This is a genomic window from Pseudomonas sp. 21LCFQ02, assembly GCF_024129895.2.
Classification (GTDB): domain Bacteria; phylum Pseudomonadota; class Gammaproteobacteria; order Pseudomonadales; family Pseudomonadaceae; genus Aquipseudomonas.
Genome location: NZ_CM178749.1, coordinates 2,872,002 through 2,888,450, shown reverse-complemented (window position 1 = coordinate 2,888,450; position 16,449 = coordinate 2,872,002). Strand labels below are relative to the sequence as shown.

Genomic DNA, 16,449 nt, shown 5'->3' with positions numbered 1-16,449 from the left:
GGAAATTTCATACACAACACGTTGAGAAATAATCCCCCGTCAGCATCCACGCCTTACACCATTAACCTACGCAATCCGACCGTAACCGAGCCCTCGGTATACACTCATTCCTATCTCGCACTGTGCAGGTAAGTGCCATGCAGCAACATTCCTTCTGGCTCGATGCCACCGATCATACCCGCCTGTACGTGTATGCCTGGTTACCCGACGACGAACCTCGGGCGGTGCTGATGCTTGCTCATGGCATGGCAGAACATGCAGGCCGCTATGCCCGGCTCGGCGCCGCGCTGAGCGAGGCCGGCATCGCCCTGTATGCCCATGACCAGCGCGGCCATGGCAAGACCGCTGCGCAAGGCACGCTGGGTCACTTCGCCCAACAGCAAGGCTGGAGCAAGGTGGTTGGCGATCTGGCGACACTGGCGCAGACCATCGATGAACGTCATCCGCAATTGCCGCTGTTCTTGCTGGGCCACAGCATGGGCAGCTACATCGCCCAGGCCTGGCTGATGCATCATGGCGCCAGCTTGCAGGGGGCGATCCTCAGTGGCTCGAACTACCAGCCTGCAGCCCTGTACCGGGCGGCCCGGCTGATCGCTCGGCTGGAGCGTTTGCGCCAAGGCAAGCAGGGGCGCAGCGCATTGATCGACCGGCTGTCCTTCGGCACCTTCAATAAACGCTTCAAGCCGGCACGCACCCGTTTCGACTGGCTGAGCCGCGACCCGCTGGAGGTCGACAACTACCTACGCGACCCGCTTTGCGGCTTCCATTGCACTAACCAGTTATGGATGGACCTGCTCGGTGGCCTGCAAAAAATCAGCAAGCCCACCGCACTGGCGCAGATTGACCCTGGCCTGCCACTGCTGATTATTGGCGGCGGATGTGATCCGGTCAGCGATGGCAAGCGTCTGAAACATCTCACTCATGCGCTGTCTGAGGTGGGCCACAGTGCATTAAGGCTTAAACTGTACCCCGACGCTCGGCATGAGCTGTTCAATGAAACAAACCGTGATGAGGTGACGCGTGACCTGCTCGAATGGCTGAACTTCGCCCTCGAACAACCGCGCCCGCACCGGGCTGAATGAATCGCCCGTTTTTTCAATTATCAGGAAAACCGCATGACTCAAGTCACCAATACGCCCTACGAGGCCCTCGAAGTCGGCCAGACTGCCAGCTACAGCAAAACCGTCGAAGAACGCGATATTCAACTGTTCGCTGCCATGTCTGGCGACCATAACCCGGTGCACCTGGATGCCGAGTATGCGGCCAAGACCATGTTCAAGGAGCGTATTGCCCACGGTATGTTCAGTGGCGCGCTGATCAGTGCGGCGGTGGCGTGTGAGCTGCCTGGGCCGGGCACTATCTACATTGGCCAGACCATGAGTTTTCAGAAGCCGGTCAAGCTGGGCGACACCCTGACTGTACGCCTGGAAATCCTCGAAAAGCTGCCTAAATTCCGTGTGCGTATCGCCACGCGCGTGTTCAACCAGAATGATGAGCTGGTGGTCGATGGCGAAGCGGAGATTCTGGCACCGCGCAAGCAGCAGAGTGTTGAGTTGACGGTATTACCCGAGATTACTTTTGGCTGAGTTTTTTCGCCTGCCTTAATCCACGAACGACGGAGTTAGGTGTAAGGATCATTGCCGCGGTTGACTGGACTGCGGGTTTCGCCCCGCCCTTGGAGGCGGGGTTCCCTCCGGCGCCAATCGTCTCATTCGGCGGCGTCTGTGATGTCTCGGTTCGAAGAGCAGAAGCTAAACAGCGACTTGGATCACAAATCCTGCGCGCAAAAAAATGGGCGACCGAAGTCGCCCAAAATGCCTTGCGTGCTCGTTGTGAAAAGCTGCAACTCTCAGTGCTGCGAGTCTTTCCAGAGGAAGAGGCCCATGCTGATGAAGAACAGGGTCAGCATGCTGGCGCTGACGTAGGCCACGGTTACGACGGTCTGTGGGTTGTCCAGAAAAAACATGGTGGCTTGCTCCGGTTGCTGCTGTTCGATGGGGTTAGATTAATCCCCGGCGTACGGGCAGGCATTGACCTGGATCAGTGATCCGGCCAGTGCGCACAATGATGGAGAGTTTTTTCGGGCTGACGACAGCCAGCCTGCGTGCAGCAGCGCCTCCGATTGCCGGGGGCGTTTGATACTTCAGCGTTTTTTGGGCTTTTTCTTTGGCTTTTTGCTGGTCAGCGGCATGGCGTGCTCGAAGGCTTTACGCATGTCGTCCAGGCGTTTGTCGTTGATGTCGTGGATGCGCTTGGCGCGCTCGGCACCTAAATCGATCAGCTTGCTTTCATCGCTCATGGCGCTGGGTTCTCGAACGGGCGGGCTCAACCGCGATGATGCGCAATAACCGGTAGCCGGACAAGCCCGGATCAGACCTCGACATCCACCCAAAGACCCTGACGCGGCTCGTTGTCGATCAGTGGCACCACCGGCACTGTATTGTCGGCGTTGAGCGAATCACCCGGAACGGCCAGTTGCCCGGCTTCTATTTGCTCGGCTTCTTCTTCGAACTCTATCGGGGGCTCACCGCGTTGCTGGCGCTGCTGGCGCTCTTGCTCTTCACGCAGGCGCAACGCTGCACGCTCGGCATCTTCGTGGCGCAGATCAATGGTGCTCTCGCTGGAGCTCGGTTGCACCGGCGCGACAGGGGGAACCTCTGGCAGACGCTTGGCAGGGTCCATTTGCGAGGTCACAGGCACCACACTTAATGGCAGCATTGGTTGCAACATGATTGTGCCCTCCTCTACTTAGGCTGTCGGCGGCCTTTTCGTCGTCTTTAATGCTTTGGTTCGAAGCTTTTCGACTATGTTTTCTGCAATAAGTGCCGGCAGGCAGCAAGACACCCGTAAATACGGGGCCAAAGGCGTCGTTTTTTCTTCACCGTCTTTGGTCATGAGGGTTCGCTTGCGTTACCATAGCCGGCTTTTTTCATCGCGGAGACACGCAGCATGGCGCAGCAGTATCAACCGGGGCAACGCTGGATCAGCGACAGCGAAGCCGAGCTGGGATTAGGCACCGTTCTGGCACAGGATGGCCGCTTATTGACCGTGCTCTACCCGGCCACTGGCGAGACCCGCCAGTATGCTCTGCGTAACGCTCCATTGACCCGTGTGCGGTTCTCGCCGGGCGATGTCATCACCCATTTCGAAAACTGGAAGATGACTGTCCGCGAAGTCGACGATGTCGACGGCCTGCTGGTCTATCACGGCTTCAACAGCCAAAACGAGCTGGTGACACTGCCAGAGACGCAGCTGTCGAATTTCATCCAGTTCCGACTGGCCACCGACCGGCTGTTCGCCGGGCAGATCGACCCGCTGGCCTGGTTCTCGCTGCGCTACAACACGCTGGAACATACCAGCCGCCAGTTGCAGTCCTCGTTGTGGGGCCTGGGCGGGGTTCGCGCCCAACCGATCGCTCACCAGTTGCACATTGCCCGCGAAGTCGCTGACCGTATCGCACCACGGGTTCTGCTGGCTGACGAAGTGGGTCTGGGCAAGACCATCGAAGCCGGCCTGGTGATCCACCGCCAGTTGCTCTCCGGCCGCGCCAGCCGGGTGCTGATCCTGGTGCCTGAAAACCTCCAGCACCAGTGGCTGGTGGAAATGCGTCGCCGCTTCAACCTGCAGGTTGCGCTGTTCGACAGCGAACGCTTCATCGAGAGCGATGCCGGCAACCCGTTCGAAGACACCCAATTGGCGCTGGTTGCCCTGGAGTGGCTGGTCGAAGACGAAAAAGCCCAGGACGCGCTGTTTGCCGCCGGCTGGGACCTGATGGTGGTCGACGAAGCCCACCACCTGGTCTGGCACGAAGACAAGGCCAGCCGCGAATACTCGCTGGTCGAGCAACTGGCTGAAGTCATCCCCGGCGTGCTGCTGCTGACCGCGACCCCGGAGCAACTGGGCCAGGACAGCCACTTCGCCCGCCTGCGCCTGCTCGACCCGCATCGTTTCCACGACCTGGCTGCCTTCCGCACCGAGAGCGAACACTATCGCCCGGTGGCCGAGGCGGTTCAGCAACTGCTGGATCAGGGCAAGCTGTCCGCCCCTGCAACCCAGACCATCCAGGGTTTGCTCGGTGCCGAAGGCGCCCCCCTGATCAGCGCCGTCAATAAGGGCGATGAAGACGCCAAGGCACGCCTGGTGCGCGAACTGCTGGACCGCCACGGCACAGGCCGGGTGCTGTTCCGCAACACCCGTGCCGCTGTACAAGGTTTTCCTCAGCGTCAATTGCACCCCTACCCGCTGCCCAACCCGGTGGAGTACATGGAGCTGCCGCTGGGCGAACATGCCGAGCTGTATCCGGAAGTCAGCTTCCAGACCCAGGCCGAAGACGGCGACGAGAACCGCTGGTGGCGCTTCGACCCGCGTGTCGAGTGGCTGATCGACACCCTGAAGATGCTCAAACGCACCAAAGTGCTGGTGATCTGCGCCCACGCCGAGACCGCCATGGACCTGGAAGACGCCTTGCGCGTGCGTTCAGGCATCCCGGCCACGGTGTTCCATGAGGGCATGAACATCCTGGAACGTGACCGTGCTGCAGCTTACTTCGCCGATGAAGAGTTCGGCGCCCAGGTGCTGATCTGTTCGGAAATCGGCAGTGAGGGTCGCAACTTCCAGTTCGCTCACCACCTGGTGCTGTTCGACCTGCCCTCGCACCCCGACCTGCTGGAGCAGCGCATCGGCCGTCTGGACCGGATCGGCCAGAAGCACACCATCGAACTGCACGTGCCCTATCTGGAAACCAGCCCGCAGGCGCGGCTGTTCCAGTGGTATCACGAAGCACTCAATGCCTTCCTCAATACCTGCCCGACCGGCAACGCCTTGCAGCACCAGTTCGGCCCACGCCTGCTGGCGCAACTCGAAGGCGGCGACGACGATCAATGGCAAGCCCTGATCGACGAGGCGCGCACCGAGCGCGAGCGCCTCGAAGGCGAGTTGCACAGCGGCCGTGACCGTCTGCTGGAACTCAACTCCGGCGGTGCCGGCGAAGGTGAGGCGCTGGTCGAGGCGATCCTGGAGCAAGACGATCAGTTTACCCTGCCTATTTATATGGAAACCCTGTTCAATGCCTTTGGCATCGACAGCGAGGACCATTCAGAGAACGCCCTGATCCTCAGGCCCAGCGAGAAGATGCTCGATGCCAGCTTCCCGCTTGGCGACGACGAAGGCGTGACCATCACCTATGACCGCAATCAGGCGCTGAGCCGCGAAGACATGCAGTTCATCACCTGGGAACACCCCATGGTGCAGGGCGGCATGGACCTTGTGCTGTCCGGTTCAATGGGCAACACCGCAGTGGCCCTGATCAAGAACAAGGCGCTCAAGCCCGGCACTGTGCTGCTGGAACTGATCTACGTCAGCGAAGTGGTCGCCCCGCGCGCCCTGCAACTGGGCCGCTACCTGCCACCGGCCGCCTTGCGCTGTCTGCTGGACGGCAACGGCAACGATCTGTCGGGCCGGGTGTCGTTCAACACCCTCAACGATCAGCTCGAAAGCGTACCCAAGGCCAGTGCCAACAAGTTCATCCAGGCCCAGCGCGATGTGCTGACGCCGAAGATCAACTCCGGCGAAGCCAAGGTCGCACCGCGTCACGCCGAGCGGGTCGCCGAGGCACAACGCCGTCTGGCTGCCGACACCGATGAAGAGCTGGCACGCCTGACCGCCCTGCGTGCAGTCAACCCGACCGTGCGCGAGAGCGAGCTGCAAGCCTTGCGCGATTTGCGCGAGAAAGGCCTGGCGATGCTGGATAAAGCCGCGCTGCGCCTGGAGTCGATTCGGGTGCTGGTAGCGGGTTGATCGACGCTGCAATCTTCGCGGCTCAAGCCGCTCCTACGCTCTGTAGGAGCGGCTTGAGCCGCGAACACCAACAACAGCGCTATAACCCCGCCTGCATCCGCACTTTCATCGCTTCGGCATCCCGGCCAAAGCTGCCAGTGGCCAACAGCAGAAAGATCAGGGTCGTCAGCAACGCAACCGGGATCAGGTACATGGCCCCGTGCAGCCCTACAGCCTTGAACACTTCGGTCATTTCGCCTGCGCCAGCGGCGAGCATTGCCTGCTGGGCAAAATGATCGGACAGCAGCCCCACCACCACCGGCCCCAGGCCGCCACCCAGCAAATATAACCCGGCAAAGAACACCGCCATGGCCGTTGCGCGCAAGCGCGGCTCGACCACGTCCTGAATCGCCGGGTAGACACAGGTATAGAAGTTATAGGCAAACAGCCAGCCCAGGCTGAACACCGCCACAAACAAGCTGATCGCCACCAGCCCGGCATGCAAGGCATAAGCAGTGGCCAGCGTTGCCACCAGCATGCTGAATGCGGCGAACAACAACCGACCGTTGAGCGAGCGCTCATGTAATTTGTCGGCCACTACGCCGCCCAGGGTCAGGCCGATCAAGCCGGTCACACCGACGATCACACCGGTCGCGACTGCCGCTTCCTGCAAGGACACCTGAAAGTAGCGCTGCAGCATCGGCACCATGAACGAGTTGCATGCATAAGTCGCGAAGTTATAGGCCAACCCGGCCAGCACCAGCCAACGGAAGGTGGCGATGCTCAACAGCCGCCGGATCGGCCGCTCGATCGGCGCTTCGCTGACCACCACGCTTTCGGCCGCACCACGTCGCGGTTCGCGAATGAAGAACATGAACAGCGCCAGGATCAAGCCCGGCACTGCCGCGATGAAGAACGGTGCGCGCCAACTGTCGAAGGCCTTGACCATCGAGCCGATGGTGAAGAATGCCAACAGCAGCCCCAGCGGCAGGCCAAGCATGAAGATGCCCATGGCCCGCGCCCGGCGCTGAGCCGGGAACAGATCGCCAATCAGCGAGTTGGCGGCCGGTGCATAACTGGCCTCACCAATCCCCACCCCCATGCGCACCAACACAAAGCTCCAGAAATGACTGACCATGCCGTTCACGGCCGTCAACCCGCTCCATACCGCCAGGCCCACCCCCATGATGGTCTTGCGCGACCCGGTATCGGCCAGACGCCCCAGTGGCAAGCCGGCAATCGCGTAGACCAGGGTAAAAGCTGTACCCATCAGGCCCACCTGAAAATCGCTGAGCGACCACTCCTTGCGGATCGGCTCGGCCACGATGGCCGGGATGGCCCGGTCAAAAAAGTTGAACAGGTTGGCCAGGAACAACAGAAACAATATCCGCCAGGCGTTATCGGCCTGATTGGCAACATCCGACAGAGGCTTATTCATCCGGGCGTCCTTGCGAAGGGAATCGAGTGGTACACAGACTAGTCACGATCCGGCCAAGCACTCGGACATAGTCTGTAAACATTCATTACTGAAACCGGCCATTTGAGGTGAATGGCGGCAGACAACTTGCTTGGCAAAATAAATTTCGACGGAACTGGCAGCTTTTTTTCTGCTTCTATAATGGTATCGACGCGCCATTGCCCCCGCTGCATGGCGACCCCGGCAGTGAACACACAGGGCTCGCTATGGAATGGCCGAGTTTGCATGTCTACGTTGGCGTACCTGATTCGGGTCAATTGCTGCTCAACTGCAGCCATAACATCTTTCTGGTCGCGCTGGCCTTTGGGGTCATCTGCGCCGCCTGCTACGCAACCCTGGAAATTGCCGAGCGGACCGTCAATGTCGAGACCCGCCGTCACCAGCGGGTCTGGCGCGCACTGGGCGCGTTGTGCCTTGCCGGCGGGGTGTGGGCCATGCATTTCATCAGCATGCTCGCGTTCGAGGCGCCACTGAGGATTACTTTCGACCTGGGCATTACCCTGGCATCGCTTTCATTTGTAATGTTTGCCGGCTACGTGGCGATCCGCAGCCTGAGCCGACCCGGGCTGACTGCCCTGAACTGGCTGGCCAGTGCCGTCTTGATCGGCCTGGCAATCAGCGCCATGCACTACACCGGCATGGCGGCCATGCGCTCGGATGCCTCGCAGTATTACGAACCGAAGCTGTTCAGCCTGTCGATTCTGATCGCCATCATGGCCAGCGGCGCTTTGCTGGTTATACCGCGCCGTTTGCGCAAAGGCAGCGGCATGTTTCATCAGATGTACCGCTATGCTGCCAGCGTGCTGCTGGGTGCCGGCATCCTGGCGATGCACATGACCGGCATGCAAGCCTTGCAGCTGGTGCTGCCGCTGGACGCGCCACTGCAATTGCCCAGCACCGAGAACGGCCAGCAACTGGGCATGACGATTGCCGCCATTACTCTGCTGATCATTGCCGGCAGTATCAGCGCCGCTATGGCCGACAAGAAACTGCAGAGCAAGGAGCGTGACCTGGAGCGGGTCAACACCCTGCTCAGACAGCTTGACCAGGCGCGGGTCTCGCTGCAGCAAGTGGCGCATTACGATCCGTTGACCAACCTGGTCAACCGTCGTGGTTTCAACCAGCTGTTCACCGAACGGCTCATTGAGCACAGTGCAACCGGCGCTCTGCTGGCGGTGATGTTTCTCGATATCGACCACTTCAAACGCATCAATGACAGCCTTGGCCACGATGCCGGGGACGAATTGCTCAAGGTGATTGCCGAGCGGATCCGCAGTGCCACCCGAACCCAGGATGTCGTGGCGCGCTTTGGTGGTGACGAATTCTGCATTCTGATCAGCCTGCCGGAATACGACGAGGCCCGGCACTTGGCGAACCGGGTCATGCAAAAGATGAAAGAACCCATCGCCCTGGCCGGCCGACGCATGGTGATGACCACCAGTATTGGCATCGCGGTGTTTCCACGCGATGGTGAGACCAGCGACGAACTGCTCAAAAATGCCGACCTGGCCCTCTACCAGTCCAAAGGCAACGGTCGCAACCGGGCGCACTTTTTCAGCCCGGCACTCAAGACCCGGGCAAGCCTGGAACTGCATCTTGAAGAAGAACTGCGTAACGCACTGCGCGAAGAAACCGGCCTGCAGGTGTTCTATCAGCCAATCATCGACTTGCGTACCGGACATGTAGCCAAGCTCGAAGCGCTGGTGCGCTGGGAGCATCCGCAACACGGCTTGCTCAGTCCGGACCGGTTCATTGGTATCGCCGAAGCCAACGGCCTGATCTGGGAACTGGACAACTGGGTGATGCGCCGCGCCTGCAAGGATCTGGGTGCACTGCGCCTGGACGGTTTCGACAAGCTGATCATCGCGTTCAACTGCTCGGCCCTGAACCTGAGCCGCGATGAGCTTGCCGATGAAGTGGAGGACGCCCTGCGCCAGGCCAATGTCGCCCCAGGGCGTCTGGAACTGGAGGTGACCGAGAACGCCCTGATGGGTAACATCAGCAACACCATTTTGCTGCTCAAGCGCATTCGCAGCATGGGTGTATCCCTGTCGATCGACGATTTCGGCACTGGCTACTCTTCGCTGGCGTATCTCAAGCGCTTGCCGCTGGACACCCTGAAGATCGATCGCTCATTCATCCAGGACATTCCTCAATCACCCCAGGACATGGAAATCGTCCACGCAATCATTGTCATGGCTCACACCCTGCACCTGAAGGTCGTCACCGAAGGCGTGGAAACCCCCGCCCAACTGGACTTTCTCAGCCAGTACGCCAGCGATTACGTACAGGGTTATCTGTTCAGCAAACCCCAGCCGCTGGAGCGGCTGCTGCCGATGATCAAACAGATGAATGAACGCGATCCCGTCAGCCTGTGGCCGGCCTCGATGATGCTTCAGGTCCGCCAGCAAGACGCCGAAGCCCCCCGATCACTCGACCTGTTCAGCGAGCTGCCCGCCAGCCAGGACCATTACTCGCAAAACAGCCCGACCCGTACCAAACGCTCGCGCTGGTCGGATTGAAGTACCGGACATGGATGCCGTTATAGCCTTTTGCTACCCTTCCAGCCTATGGATGAAGCAGCTCCCTGAATCGGCGCAAAACCATGCACCGTTATTGTGCGCAAATCACGCAAGCGCCCTTTCCTGGATCACAACCCAAGGTGCGACGACCACCGCCCACAGTTGCGGATCACGTTCGACAAAGTCCAGAGCCCTTGTTTCAGAGAGCTTGCTGACGCGCTCTTCGGCCATCCAGGCAGAGATTTTTGCGGCATCGTTTTCGGCCATGGCTTCGGCCACGGCGATCAGATCCAGATCGGGTGCGACCCACAACAGGGCACCCTTTGCAAAGAATGGTTGCAATTGCTGCCAGGGGATAACCGCCGTTTCACCGAGGAGTTTGGCATAGAGGGTGCTAGGGTCTTGGCTCATGGGTCTCACCGAAGGGAAAATCGGCGCAATCATAGCGCTGCCAACCCCGGAGAAAAACCCGCCGATACTGGTCCGGCCCCGCTTCGGGCGGCGCATTGCGCGATCTGAGGCAAACGATTGCATGAAGCGGGCGCCCTTAAGCGCCAAAAAAGCGGAATTACAGAGAAATTCTATAAGTTTCTGTCAATCAGGCGACATACATCGGTTCAGCCTCGAACAGTCAGCTTTTCAAGCGATCCAGCCGCGCTCTAAACTGTGCCGGTACAGTTGGCGTGGTGGTCTGGACCGGTATCGAGCAATTCGGTCCTGCAGCCTCGGCCGTCAGGATTATAAAAATTACAACGCAAGAGTGGAGCATCATGATCAAGGGTACCAAGAAGCTTTCCAAGCTGTTCGCAGCACTGGTAATGGCCGGCGTGGCCAGCCATTCGTTCGCAGCCGATACCATCAAGATCGGTATTGCGGGTCCCAAGACCGGCGCTGTCGCCCAGTACGGCGACATGCAGTTCAGTGGCGCCAAGATGGCGATTGAGCAGCTCAATGCCAAAGGCGGCGTTGATGGCAAGAAGCTCGAAGCGGTCGAATACGATGACGCCTGCGATCCCAAGCAAGCCGTTGCCGTGGCCAACAAAGTGGTCAACGACGGCGTGAAATACGTCATCGGTCACCTGTGCTCCAGCTCCGCCCAGCCAGCTTCGGATGTCTACGAAGACGAAGGCATCATCATGGTCACCCCGGCCGCCACCAGCCCTGAGCTGACCGCACGTGGCTACAAACTGGTGTTCCGCACCATCGGCCTGGACAGCGCCCAGGGCCCGGCCGCTGGCGAGTACATCGCCAAGCAGGTCAAGCCTCAGGTCGTTGCGGTCATCCACGACAAGCAGCAATACGGTGAAGGCATCGCCACCGCGGTCAAGCAGACCCTGGAAAAAGACGGCGTCAAGGTCGCCCTGTTCGAAGGCATCAACGCCGGCGACAAGGACTTCTCTTCGCTGATCGCCAAAATGAAACAGGCCAACGTCGACTTCGTCTACTACGGTGGCTACCACCCTGAGCTGGGGCTGATCCTGCGCCAGGCCAAGGAAAAAGGCCTGAAAGCCGGTTTCATGGGCCCAGAGGGCGTGGGTAACGCGTCGATCTCGCAGATCGCCCAGGACGCTTCCGAAGGTCTGCTGGTGACCCTGCCAGCTTCCTTTGACCAGGACCCGGCCAACAAGGCACTGGTCGATGCGTTCAAGGCCAAGAAAGAAGACCCGAGCGGTCCGTTCGTGTTCCCATCCTACGCTGCCGTTCAGATCCTTGCCGAAGCGATCGGCAAGGCCAAGAGTGAAGACACCGACAAGGTAGCGGCCGTGCTGCGCGCCAACACCTTCAAGACCCCGACCGGCGACCTGTCGTTCGACGACAAGGGCGACCTGAAGAACTTCAAGTTCGTGGTCTATACCTGGCACAAAGACGGCACCAAGACCGAAGCCCCTGTGAAGTAACTTCACACCTTCGATCAACACCAGAGCCCACTGCAACCGCAGTGGGCTTTGTTTTACGAGGTGCGTGGGCTCCACAAGACTCCATCGCCACCTGAACAACTCGAAGCCACACTGGCTCACTGGATTTGCGTCAACGCGGGAGCAATACCTTGACGCGCAACGGGGACACGATTGGCCAGTGAACCTCAGTGTAGGCCTTCAGGAGCGCTGTAATGCCCGAGATAGACATCTATCATTTCTTTCAACAGCTGGTTAATGGCCTGACCATTGGCAGCACCTACGCCTTGATCGCCATTGGCTACACCATGGTCTACGGCATCATCGGCATGATCAACTTCGCCCACGGCGAGGTGTACATGATCGGCTCCTACGTGGCCTTCATCGCCATCGCCGGGCTGACCATGATGGGCCTGGGCAGTCTGCCCTTGATCATTACGGCGGCCTTCGTGGCCAGTATCGTGGTGACCAGTGCCTATGGTTACAGCATCGAACGGGTCGCCTATCGACCGCTGCGTGGCAGTAACCGTCTGATCCCGCTGATTTCCGCGATCGGCATGTCGCTGTTCCTGCAGAACACGGTACTGCTGGCGCAAGACTCCAAGGACAAGTCGATTCCCAACCTGATTCCGGGCAACTTCGTGTTCGGCTCGGCCAGTACCCATGAAGTGGTCATTTCCTACATGCAGGTGCTGATCTTCATCGTCACCGTGCTGACCATGCTGGGCCTGACCTGGTTCATCTCCCGCTCTCGCCTGGGCCGCGCCTGCCGTGCCTGCGCCGAAGACATCAAGATGGCCAACCTGCTGGGTATCAACACTAACAACATCATCGCTCTGACCTTCGTCATCGGTGCCGCCCTGGCCGCCGTTGCAGCAGTGCTGCTGAGCATGCAATACGGGGTGATCAACCCCAACGCGGGCTTTCTGGTCGGGATCAAAGCCTTCACTGCCGCAGTATTGGGTGGTATTGGCAGTATTCCGGGCGCAATGCTCGGCGGTCTGGTACTGGGTGTAGCCGAAGCCTTCGGCGCCGATATCTTTGGCGACCAGTACAAAGACGTTGTGGCGTTCAGCCTGCTGGTTCTGGTGCTGCTGTTCCGGCCGACCGGTCTGCTGGGCCGTCCGGAGGTTGAAAAAGTATGAGCAAACAACTCAAATCGGCGTTTTTCAGCGCCTTGCTGGTGCTGGCCGTGGCCTACCCGGTGCTGGGTCTGAAGCTGGAAATCGTCGGCGTCAATCTGGCGGTGCTCAATGCCAGCAGCACGACCATCGCGGTGATCCTTTGTGCAGCACTGGCAATGTTCCTGCGCGTACTGTTCAGCGAGCAGATCTCTGCCGCCTGGCGCTCCTCGCCAGGCCTGCCGGTGATGCCGGCCAAGGCCAGCAACTTCCTGACCCTGCCGAGCACCCAGCGCTGGATCATCCTGGCGATGGTCATGGTCGCTCTGGTCTGGCCGTTCTTCGGCTCACGCGGCGCGGTGGATATCGCCACCCTGATCCTGATCTACGTGATGCTGGGCCTTGGGCTGAACATCGTGGTCGGTCTGGCCGGCCTGCTCGACCTCGGCTACGTGGGCTTTTACGCCGTGGGCGCCTACAGCTACGCGCTGCTGTCGTTCTATTTCGGCCTGAGCTTCTGGGTCTGCCTGCCGATTGCCGGCATGATGGCGGCGCTGTTCGGCTTCCTGCTGGGCTTTCCGGTGCTGCGTCTACGCGGTGACTATCTGGCAATCGTGACCCTGGGTTTCGGTGAAATCATTCGTCTGCTGCTGCGTAACCTGACCGGTTTCACCGGCGGCCCTAACGGTATCAGCAACATCGAGAAACCGACCTTCTTCGGCCTGTCGTTCGAACGCAAGGCGGCTGAGGGGATGCAGACCTTCCACGAGTTCTTCGGCCTGCCCTACAACTCGATCAACAAGGTGATCTTCCTCTATCTGGTTGCCCTGATGCTCGCGCTGTTCGCTCTGTTCGTCATCAATCGCCTGCTGCGCATGCCGATCGGCCGCGCCTGGGAAGCGTTGCGTGAAGACGAGATCGCCTGCCGTGCACTGGGCCTGAACCCGACCGTGATCAAGCTTTCCGCCTTCACCCTGGGCGCTGCGTTCGCAGGTTTCGCCGGTAGCTTCTTTGCCGCCCGCCAGGGTCTGGTGACACCGGAATCGTTCACCTTCATCGAGTCGGCGATCATTCTTGCCATTGTGGTACTCGGTGGCATGGGCTCGCAGCTTGGCGTGATCCTGGCAGCAATCGTCATGATCCTGCTGCCGGAATTGATGCGCGAGTTCAGCGAATACCGGATGTTGATGTTCGGCGCCATGATGGTGCTGATGATGGTCTGGCGTCCTCAAGGCTTCCTGCCGATGCAGCGCCCCGAAATGAAATTGAAATCGGAGCCGAGCAAATGAGCCGCCCACTTCTGCAAGCTTCGGGTCTGTCCATGCGCTTCGGCGGCCTGCTGGCCGTCAATGGTGTGGCCCTGACCGTCAATGAAAAACAGGTGGTGTCGATCATCGGCCCCAACGGCGCCGGCAAGACCACGGTATTCAACTGCCTGACCGGTTTCTACAAACCGACTTCCGGCAGCATCCTGCTCGACGGCGAGGCAATCCATGGCCTGGCCGGTCATCAGATTGCCCGCAAAGGCGTGGTGCGGACCTTCCAGAACGTGCGGTTGTTCAAAGACATGACCGCCGTGGAAAACCTGCTGGTCGCCCAGCACCGCCACCTGAATACCAACTTCCTGGCCGGCCTGTTCAAGACCCCGGCGTTTCGCCGCAGCGAAAGCGAAGCGATGGACTACGCCGAGCACTGGCTCGAAGCGGTCAACCTCAAGGAGTTCGCCAACCGCCCGGCCGGCACCCTGGCCTACGGTCAGCAGCGCCGCCTGGAAATCGCCCGCTGCATGATGACCCGTCCGCGCATCCTGATGCTCGACGAGCCGGCTGCGGGCCTCAACCCGCGGGAGACCGACGACCTCAAGGCGCTGATCGGTGTCTTGCGTAACGAGCACAACGCGACCGTGCTGCTGATCGAACACGACATGAAACTGGTCATGACCATCTCTGACCACATCTTCGTGATCAATCAGGGCACGCCGCTGGCTGACGGCACGCCACAGCAAATCCGTGACAATCCCGACGTGATCAAAGCCTACCTGGGGGAAGCGTAAATGCTGCAGTTCGAAAACGTTTCTACCTTCTACGGCAAGATCCAGGCGCTGCACAGCGTCAATGTCGAGGTGCGCAAGGGCGAGATCGTCACCCTGATCGGTGCCAACGGCGCCGGCAAATCCACTCTGTTGATGACCCTGTGCGGCTCGCCGCGCGCCCATAGCGGCAGCATCCGCTACCTGGGTGAAGAACTGGTGGGCCAGGAGTCCTCGGTGATCATGCGCAAGAGCATTGCGGTAGTGCCGGAAGGCCGCCGGGTGTTCGCCCGCCTGACCGTCGAAGAAAACCTCGCCATGGGCGGATTCTTCACCGACAAGGGCGACTATCAGGAACAGATGGACAAGGTCCTGCATCTGTTCCCGCGCCTCAAGGAGCGCTTCAGCCAACGCGGCGGCACCATGTCCGGCGGCGAACAGCAGATGCTTGCCATTGGCCGCGCGCTGATGAGCAAACCCAAGCTGCTGCTGCTCGACGAGCCTTCGCTCGGCCTGGCACCGATCATCATCCAGCAGATCTTCGACATCATCGAGCAACTGCGCCGTGATGGCGTGACGGTGTTTCTGGTCGAGCAGAACGCCAACCAGGCCCTGAAAATCGCTGACCGCGCCTATGTGCTGGAAAATGGCCGGGTGGTGATGCAGGGCAGCGGTGAAGACCTGCTGGTCGACCCAAAAGTGCGTGAGGCTTATCTGGGCGGCTGACGTTCCATTCGCCAGCAGAGCCGCCTCCCACAGGTACCTGTCGTTCGCCAGATTCCGGCTCGACGCAGGCCTTGTGGGAGGCGCGCTCAAATAGTAGATACACCTGCGACTCGGTGGGAGGCTGCTCCGCAGGCGACGCTCTTCACTTGAGATCCATCCCCGCTGTGCGTAACGTGTCGGCATCTGTCTGTGAGGCCGTCGCATGTCCGCTTTCCGCTCTGCCCTTCTCTTCTCTATGCTGCCGCTGTTCGCGGGCTGCCAACTGCTCAATCTGCAATCCAGCGCCCCGGCCAAGGTTTCAACCGCCGGCATGACCCGTATGCAGGGCACCCTCACTGGCGATAACGGCAAGTTGCTGTTCCAGCCCTGCGGCGAGCCGCGCCGCTATGTGGTGCTGGACCGGGGCAATACCGCCATCCTGCAGGAAGCCGCCGGCCTGGCCGATGCCCAAGGCAAAGTGTTCGCTGATCTGCGCGGCCGCTTCAATGCCAGCAAGGCCGAAGGCGGCGACGGCCAGTTGGACCTGCATCAGTGGTACCGGGTTGAACGCACAGGCCAGGCCTGCGAAGATCCGAACTTCAAGCGCCTGACCCTGCATGCCGATGGCGAGAACCCGGTATGGAACGTGAATGTCAGCGGCAAGGGCATGATCATCGATGTCCAGGGCCAACCGCCGGTTGCCCTGCCCTACCTGGAAGAACAACTGCCCGATGGCCGCTTCAACCTGAGCAGCGAAGCCAACGGCCAGCGCGTCGAGCTGTGGGTTGCACCGCAACGTTGTGTCGACAGCAAGAGCGGCGCGCTGCGCCACCTGAGCGCAGAGTTGCGCATCAACGGCCAGGCAGTACGCGGCTGTGGCTATTACGGTGGTTCAAGAAATGACTGACGCATAACATCTAGGCAT

15 protein-coding genes are annotated in these 16,449 nt (G+C 60.2%); 10 read left to right on the top strand and 5 right to left on the bottom strand.

The features are described 5' to 3' along the window. Positions 1–137 precede the first annotated feature (137 nt). Together NJC40_RS12840 and NJC40_RS12835 are read left to right on the top strand one after the other, a co-directional pair. The gene (locus NJC40_RS12840; protein ID WP_045488534.1) at positions 138–1,082 is read left to right on the top strand and encodes an alpha/beta hydrolase; all 945 of its coding nucleotides are present in this window, start codon (positions 138–140) and stop codon (positions 1,080–1,082) included. Positions 1,083–1,115: 33 nt separating this feature from the next. Then, positions 1,116–1,586 carry a MaoC family dehydratase gene (locus NJC40_RS12835; protein ID WP_045488532.1) on the top strand — a complete coding sequence of 157 codons (471 nt, stop codon included), beginning with the start codon at positions 1,116–1,118 and terminating at the stop codon, positions 1,584–1,586. Between the two features lie 263 nt (positions 1,587–1,849). Here NJC40_RS12835 and NJC40_RS12830 read toward each other — a convergent pair whose 3' ends face one another. From NJC40_RS12830 to NJC40_RS12820, 3 genes are all read right to left on the bottom strand, one after another. After that, positions 1,850–1,966 (bottom strand): cytochrome c oxidase subunit CcoM, encoded by a 117-nt coding sequence (locus NJC40_RS12830; protein WP_442965448.1) that lies wholly within the window; start codon positions 1,964–1,966, stop codon positions 1,850–1,852. Between the two features lie 177 nt (positions 1,967–2,143). Continuing rightward, on the bottom strand, positions 2,144–2,299 hold the full coding sequence (locus NJC40_RS12825) for a hypothetical protein (RefSeq protein ID WP_173426688.1): 156 nt from the start codon (positions 2,297–2,299) through the stop codon (positions 2,144–2,146). A 71-nt stretch (positions 2,300–2,370) separates the two neighbouring features. After that, positions 2,371–2,730, bottom strand: coding sequence for a hypothetical protein (locus NJC40_RS12820; protein ID WP_045488530.1), 360 nt, complete (start codon positions 2,728–2,730; stop codon positions 2,371–2,373). Positions 2,731–2,949: 219 nt separating this feature from the next. Here NJC40_RS12820 and rapA point away from each other — a divergent pair, with 219 nt between their 5' ends. Then, entirely contained in the window at positions 2,950–5,796 is a 2,847-nt protein-coding gene (gene rapA, locus NJC40_RS12815; protein ID WP_253138999.1) for an RNA polymerase-associated protein RapA, read from the top strand. Positions 5,797–5,875: 79 nt separating this feature from the next. On the opposite strand, the gene NJC40_RS12810 is transcribed toward rapA, so the two are convergent. Then, positions 5,876–7,213 carry a spinster family MFS transporter gene (locus NJC40_RS12810; RefSeq protein WP_253139002.1) on the bottom strand — a complete coding sequence of 446 codons (1,338 nt, stop codon included), beginning with the start codon at positions 7,211–7,213 and terminating at the stop codon, positions 5,876–5,878. A 245-nt stretch (positions 7,214–7,458) separates the two neighbouring features. Between NJC40_RS12810 and NJC40_RS12805 the strand changes: the two genes are divergently transcribed. Continuing rightward, complete coding sequence (locus tag NJC40_RS12805) at positions 7,459–9,774, top strand: putative bifunctional diguanylate cyclase/phosphodiesterase (protein ID WP_045488524.1); 2,316 nt, start codon at positions 7,459–7,461, stop codon at positions 9,772–9,774. Between the two features lie 105 nt (positions 9,775–9,879). On the opposite strand, the gene NJC40_RS12800 is transcribed toward NJC40_RS12805, so the two are convergent. Then, positions 9,880–10,185 carry a DUF2288 domain-containing protein gene (locus tag NJC40_RS12800; RefSeq protein ID WP_045494410.1) on the bottom strand — a complete coding sequence of 102 codons (306 nt, stop codon included), beginning with the start codon at positions 10,183–10,185 and terminating at the stop codon, positions 9,880–9,882. Positions 10,186–10,544: 359 nt separating this feature from the next. Between NJC40_RS12800 and NJC40_RS12795 the strand changes: the two genes are divergently transcribed. From NJC40_RS12795 to NJC40_RS12770, 6 genes are all read left to right on the top strand, one after another. Further along, on the top strand, positions 10,545–11,672 hold the full coding sequence (locus NJC40_RS12795; protein ID WP_253139004.1) for a branched-chain amino acid ABC transporter substrate-binding protein: 1,128 nt from the start codon (positions 10,545–10,547) through the stop codon (positions 11,670–11,672). A 212-nt stretch (positions 11,673–11,884) separates the two neighbouring features. Beyond that, complete coding sequence (gene livH / locus NJC40_RS12790) at positions 11,885–12,814, top strand: high-affinity branched-chain amino acid ABC transporter permease LivH (protein WP_045488520.1); 930 nt, start codon at positions 11,885–11,887, stop codon at positions 12,812–12,814. Continuing rightward, positions 12,811–14,079 (top strand): high-affinity branched-chain amino acid ABC transporter permease LivM, encoded by a 1,269-nt coding sequence (locus NJC40_RS12785; protein ID WP_045488518.1) that lies wholly within the window; start codon positions 12,811–12,813, stop codon positions 14,077–14,079. The genes livH and NJC40_RS12785 overlap by 4 nt, the downstream gene beginning before the upstream one ends. Beyond that, complete coding sequence (livG, locus tag NJC40_RS12780; RefSeq protein ID WP_045488516.1) at positions 14,076–14,843, top strand: high-affinity branched-chain amino acid ABC transporter ATP-binding protein LivG; 768 nt, start codon at positions 14,076–14,078, stop codon at positions 14,841–14,843. Before NJC40_RS12785 ends, livG begins: the two co-directional genes overlap by 4 nt. Continuing rightward, positions 14,844–15,545: an ABC transporter ATP-binding protein gene (locus NJC40_RS12775; protein ID WP_045488514.1), complete on the top strand. Its 702-nt coding sequence runs from the start codon at positions 14,844–14,846 to the stop codon at positions 15,543–15,545. It abuts the gene before it with no gap. A 202-nt stretch (positions 15,546–15,747) separates the two neighbouring features. Continuing rightward, positions 15,748–16,431: a COG3650 family protein gene (locus NJC40_RS12770; protein WP_253139007.1), complete on the top strand. Its 684-nt coding sequence runs from the start codon at positions 15,748–15,750 to the stop codon at positions 16,429–16,431. Positions 16,432–16,449: the final 18 nt, after the last annotated feature.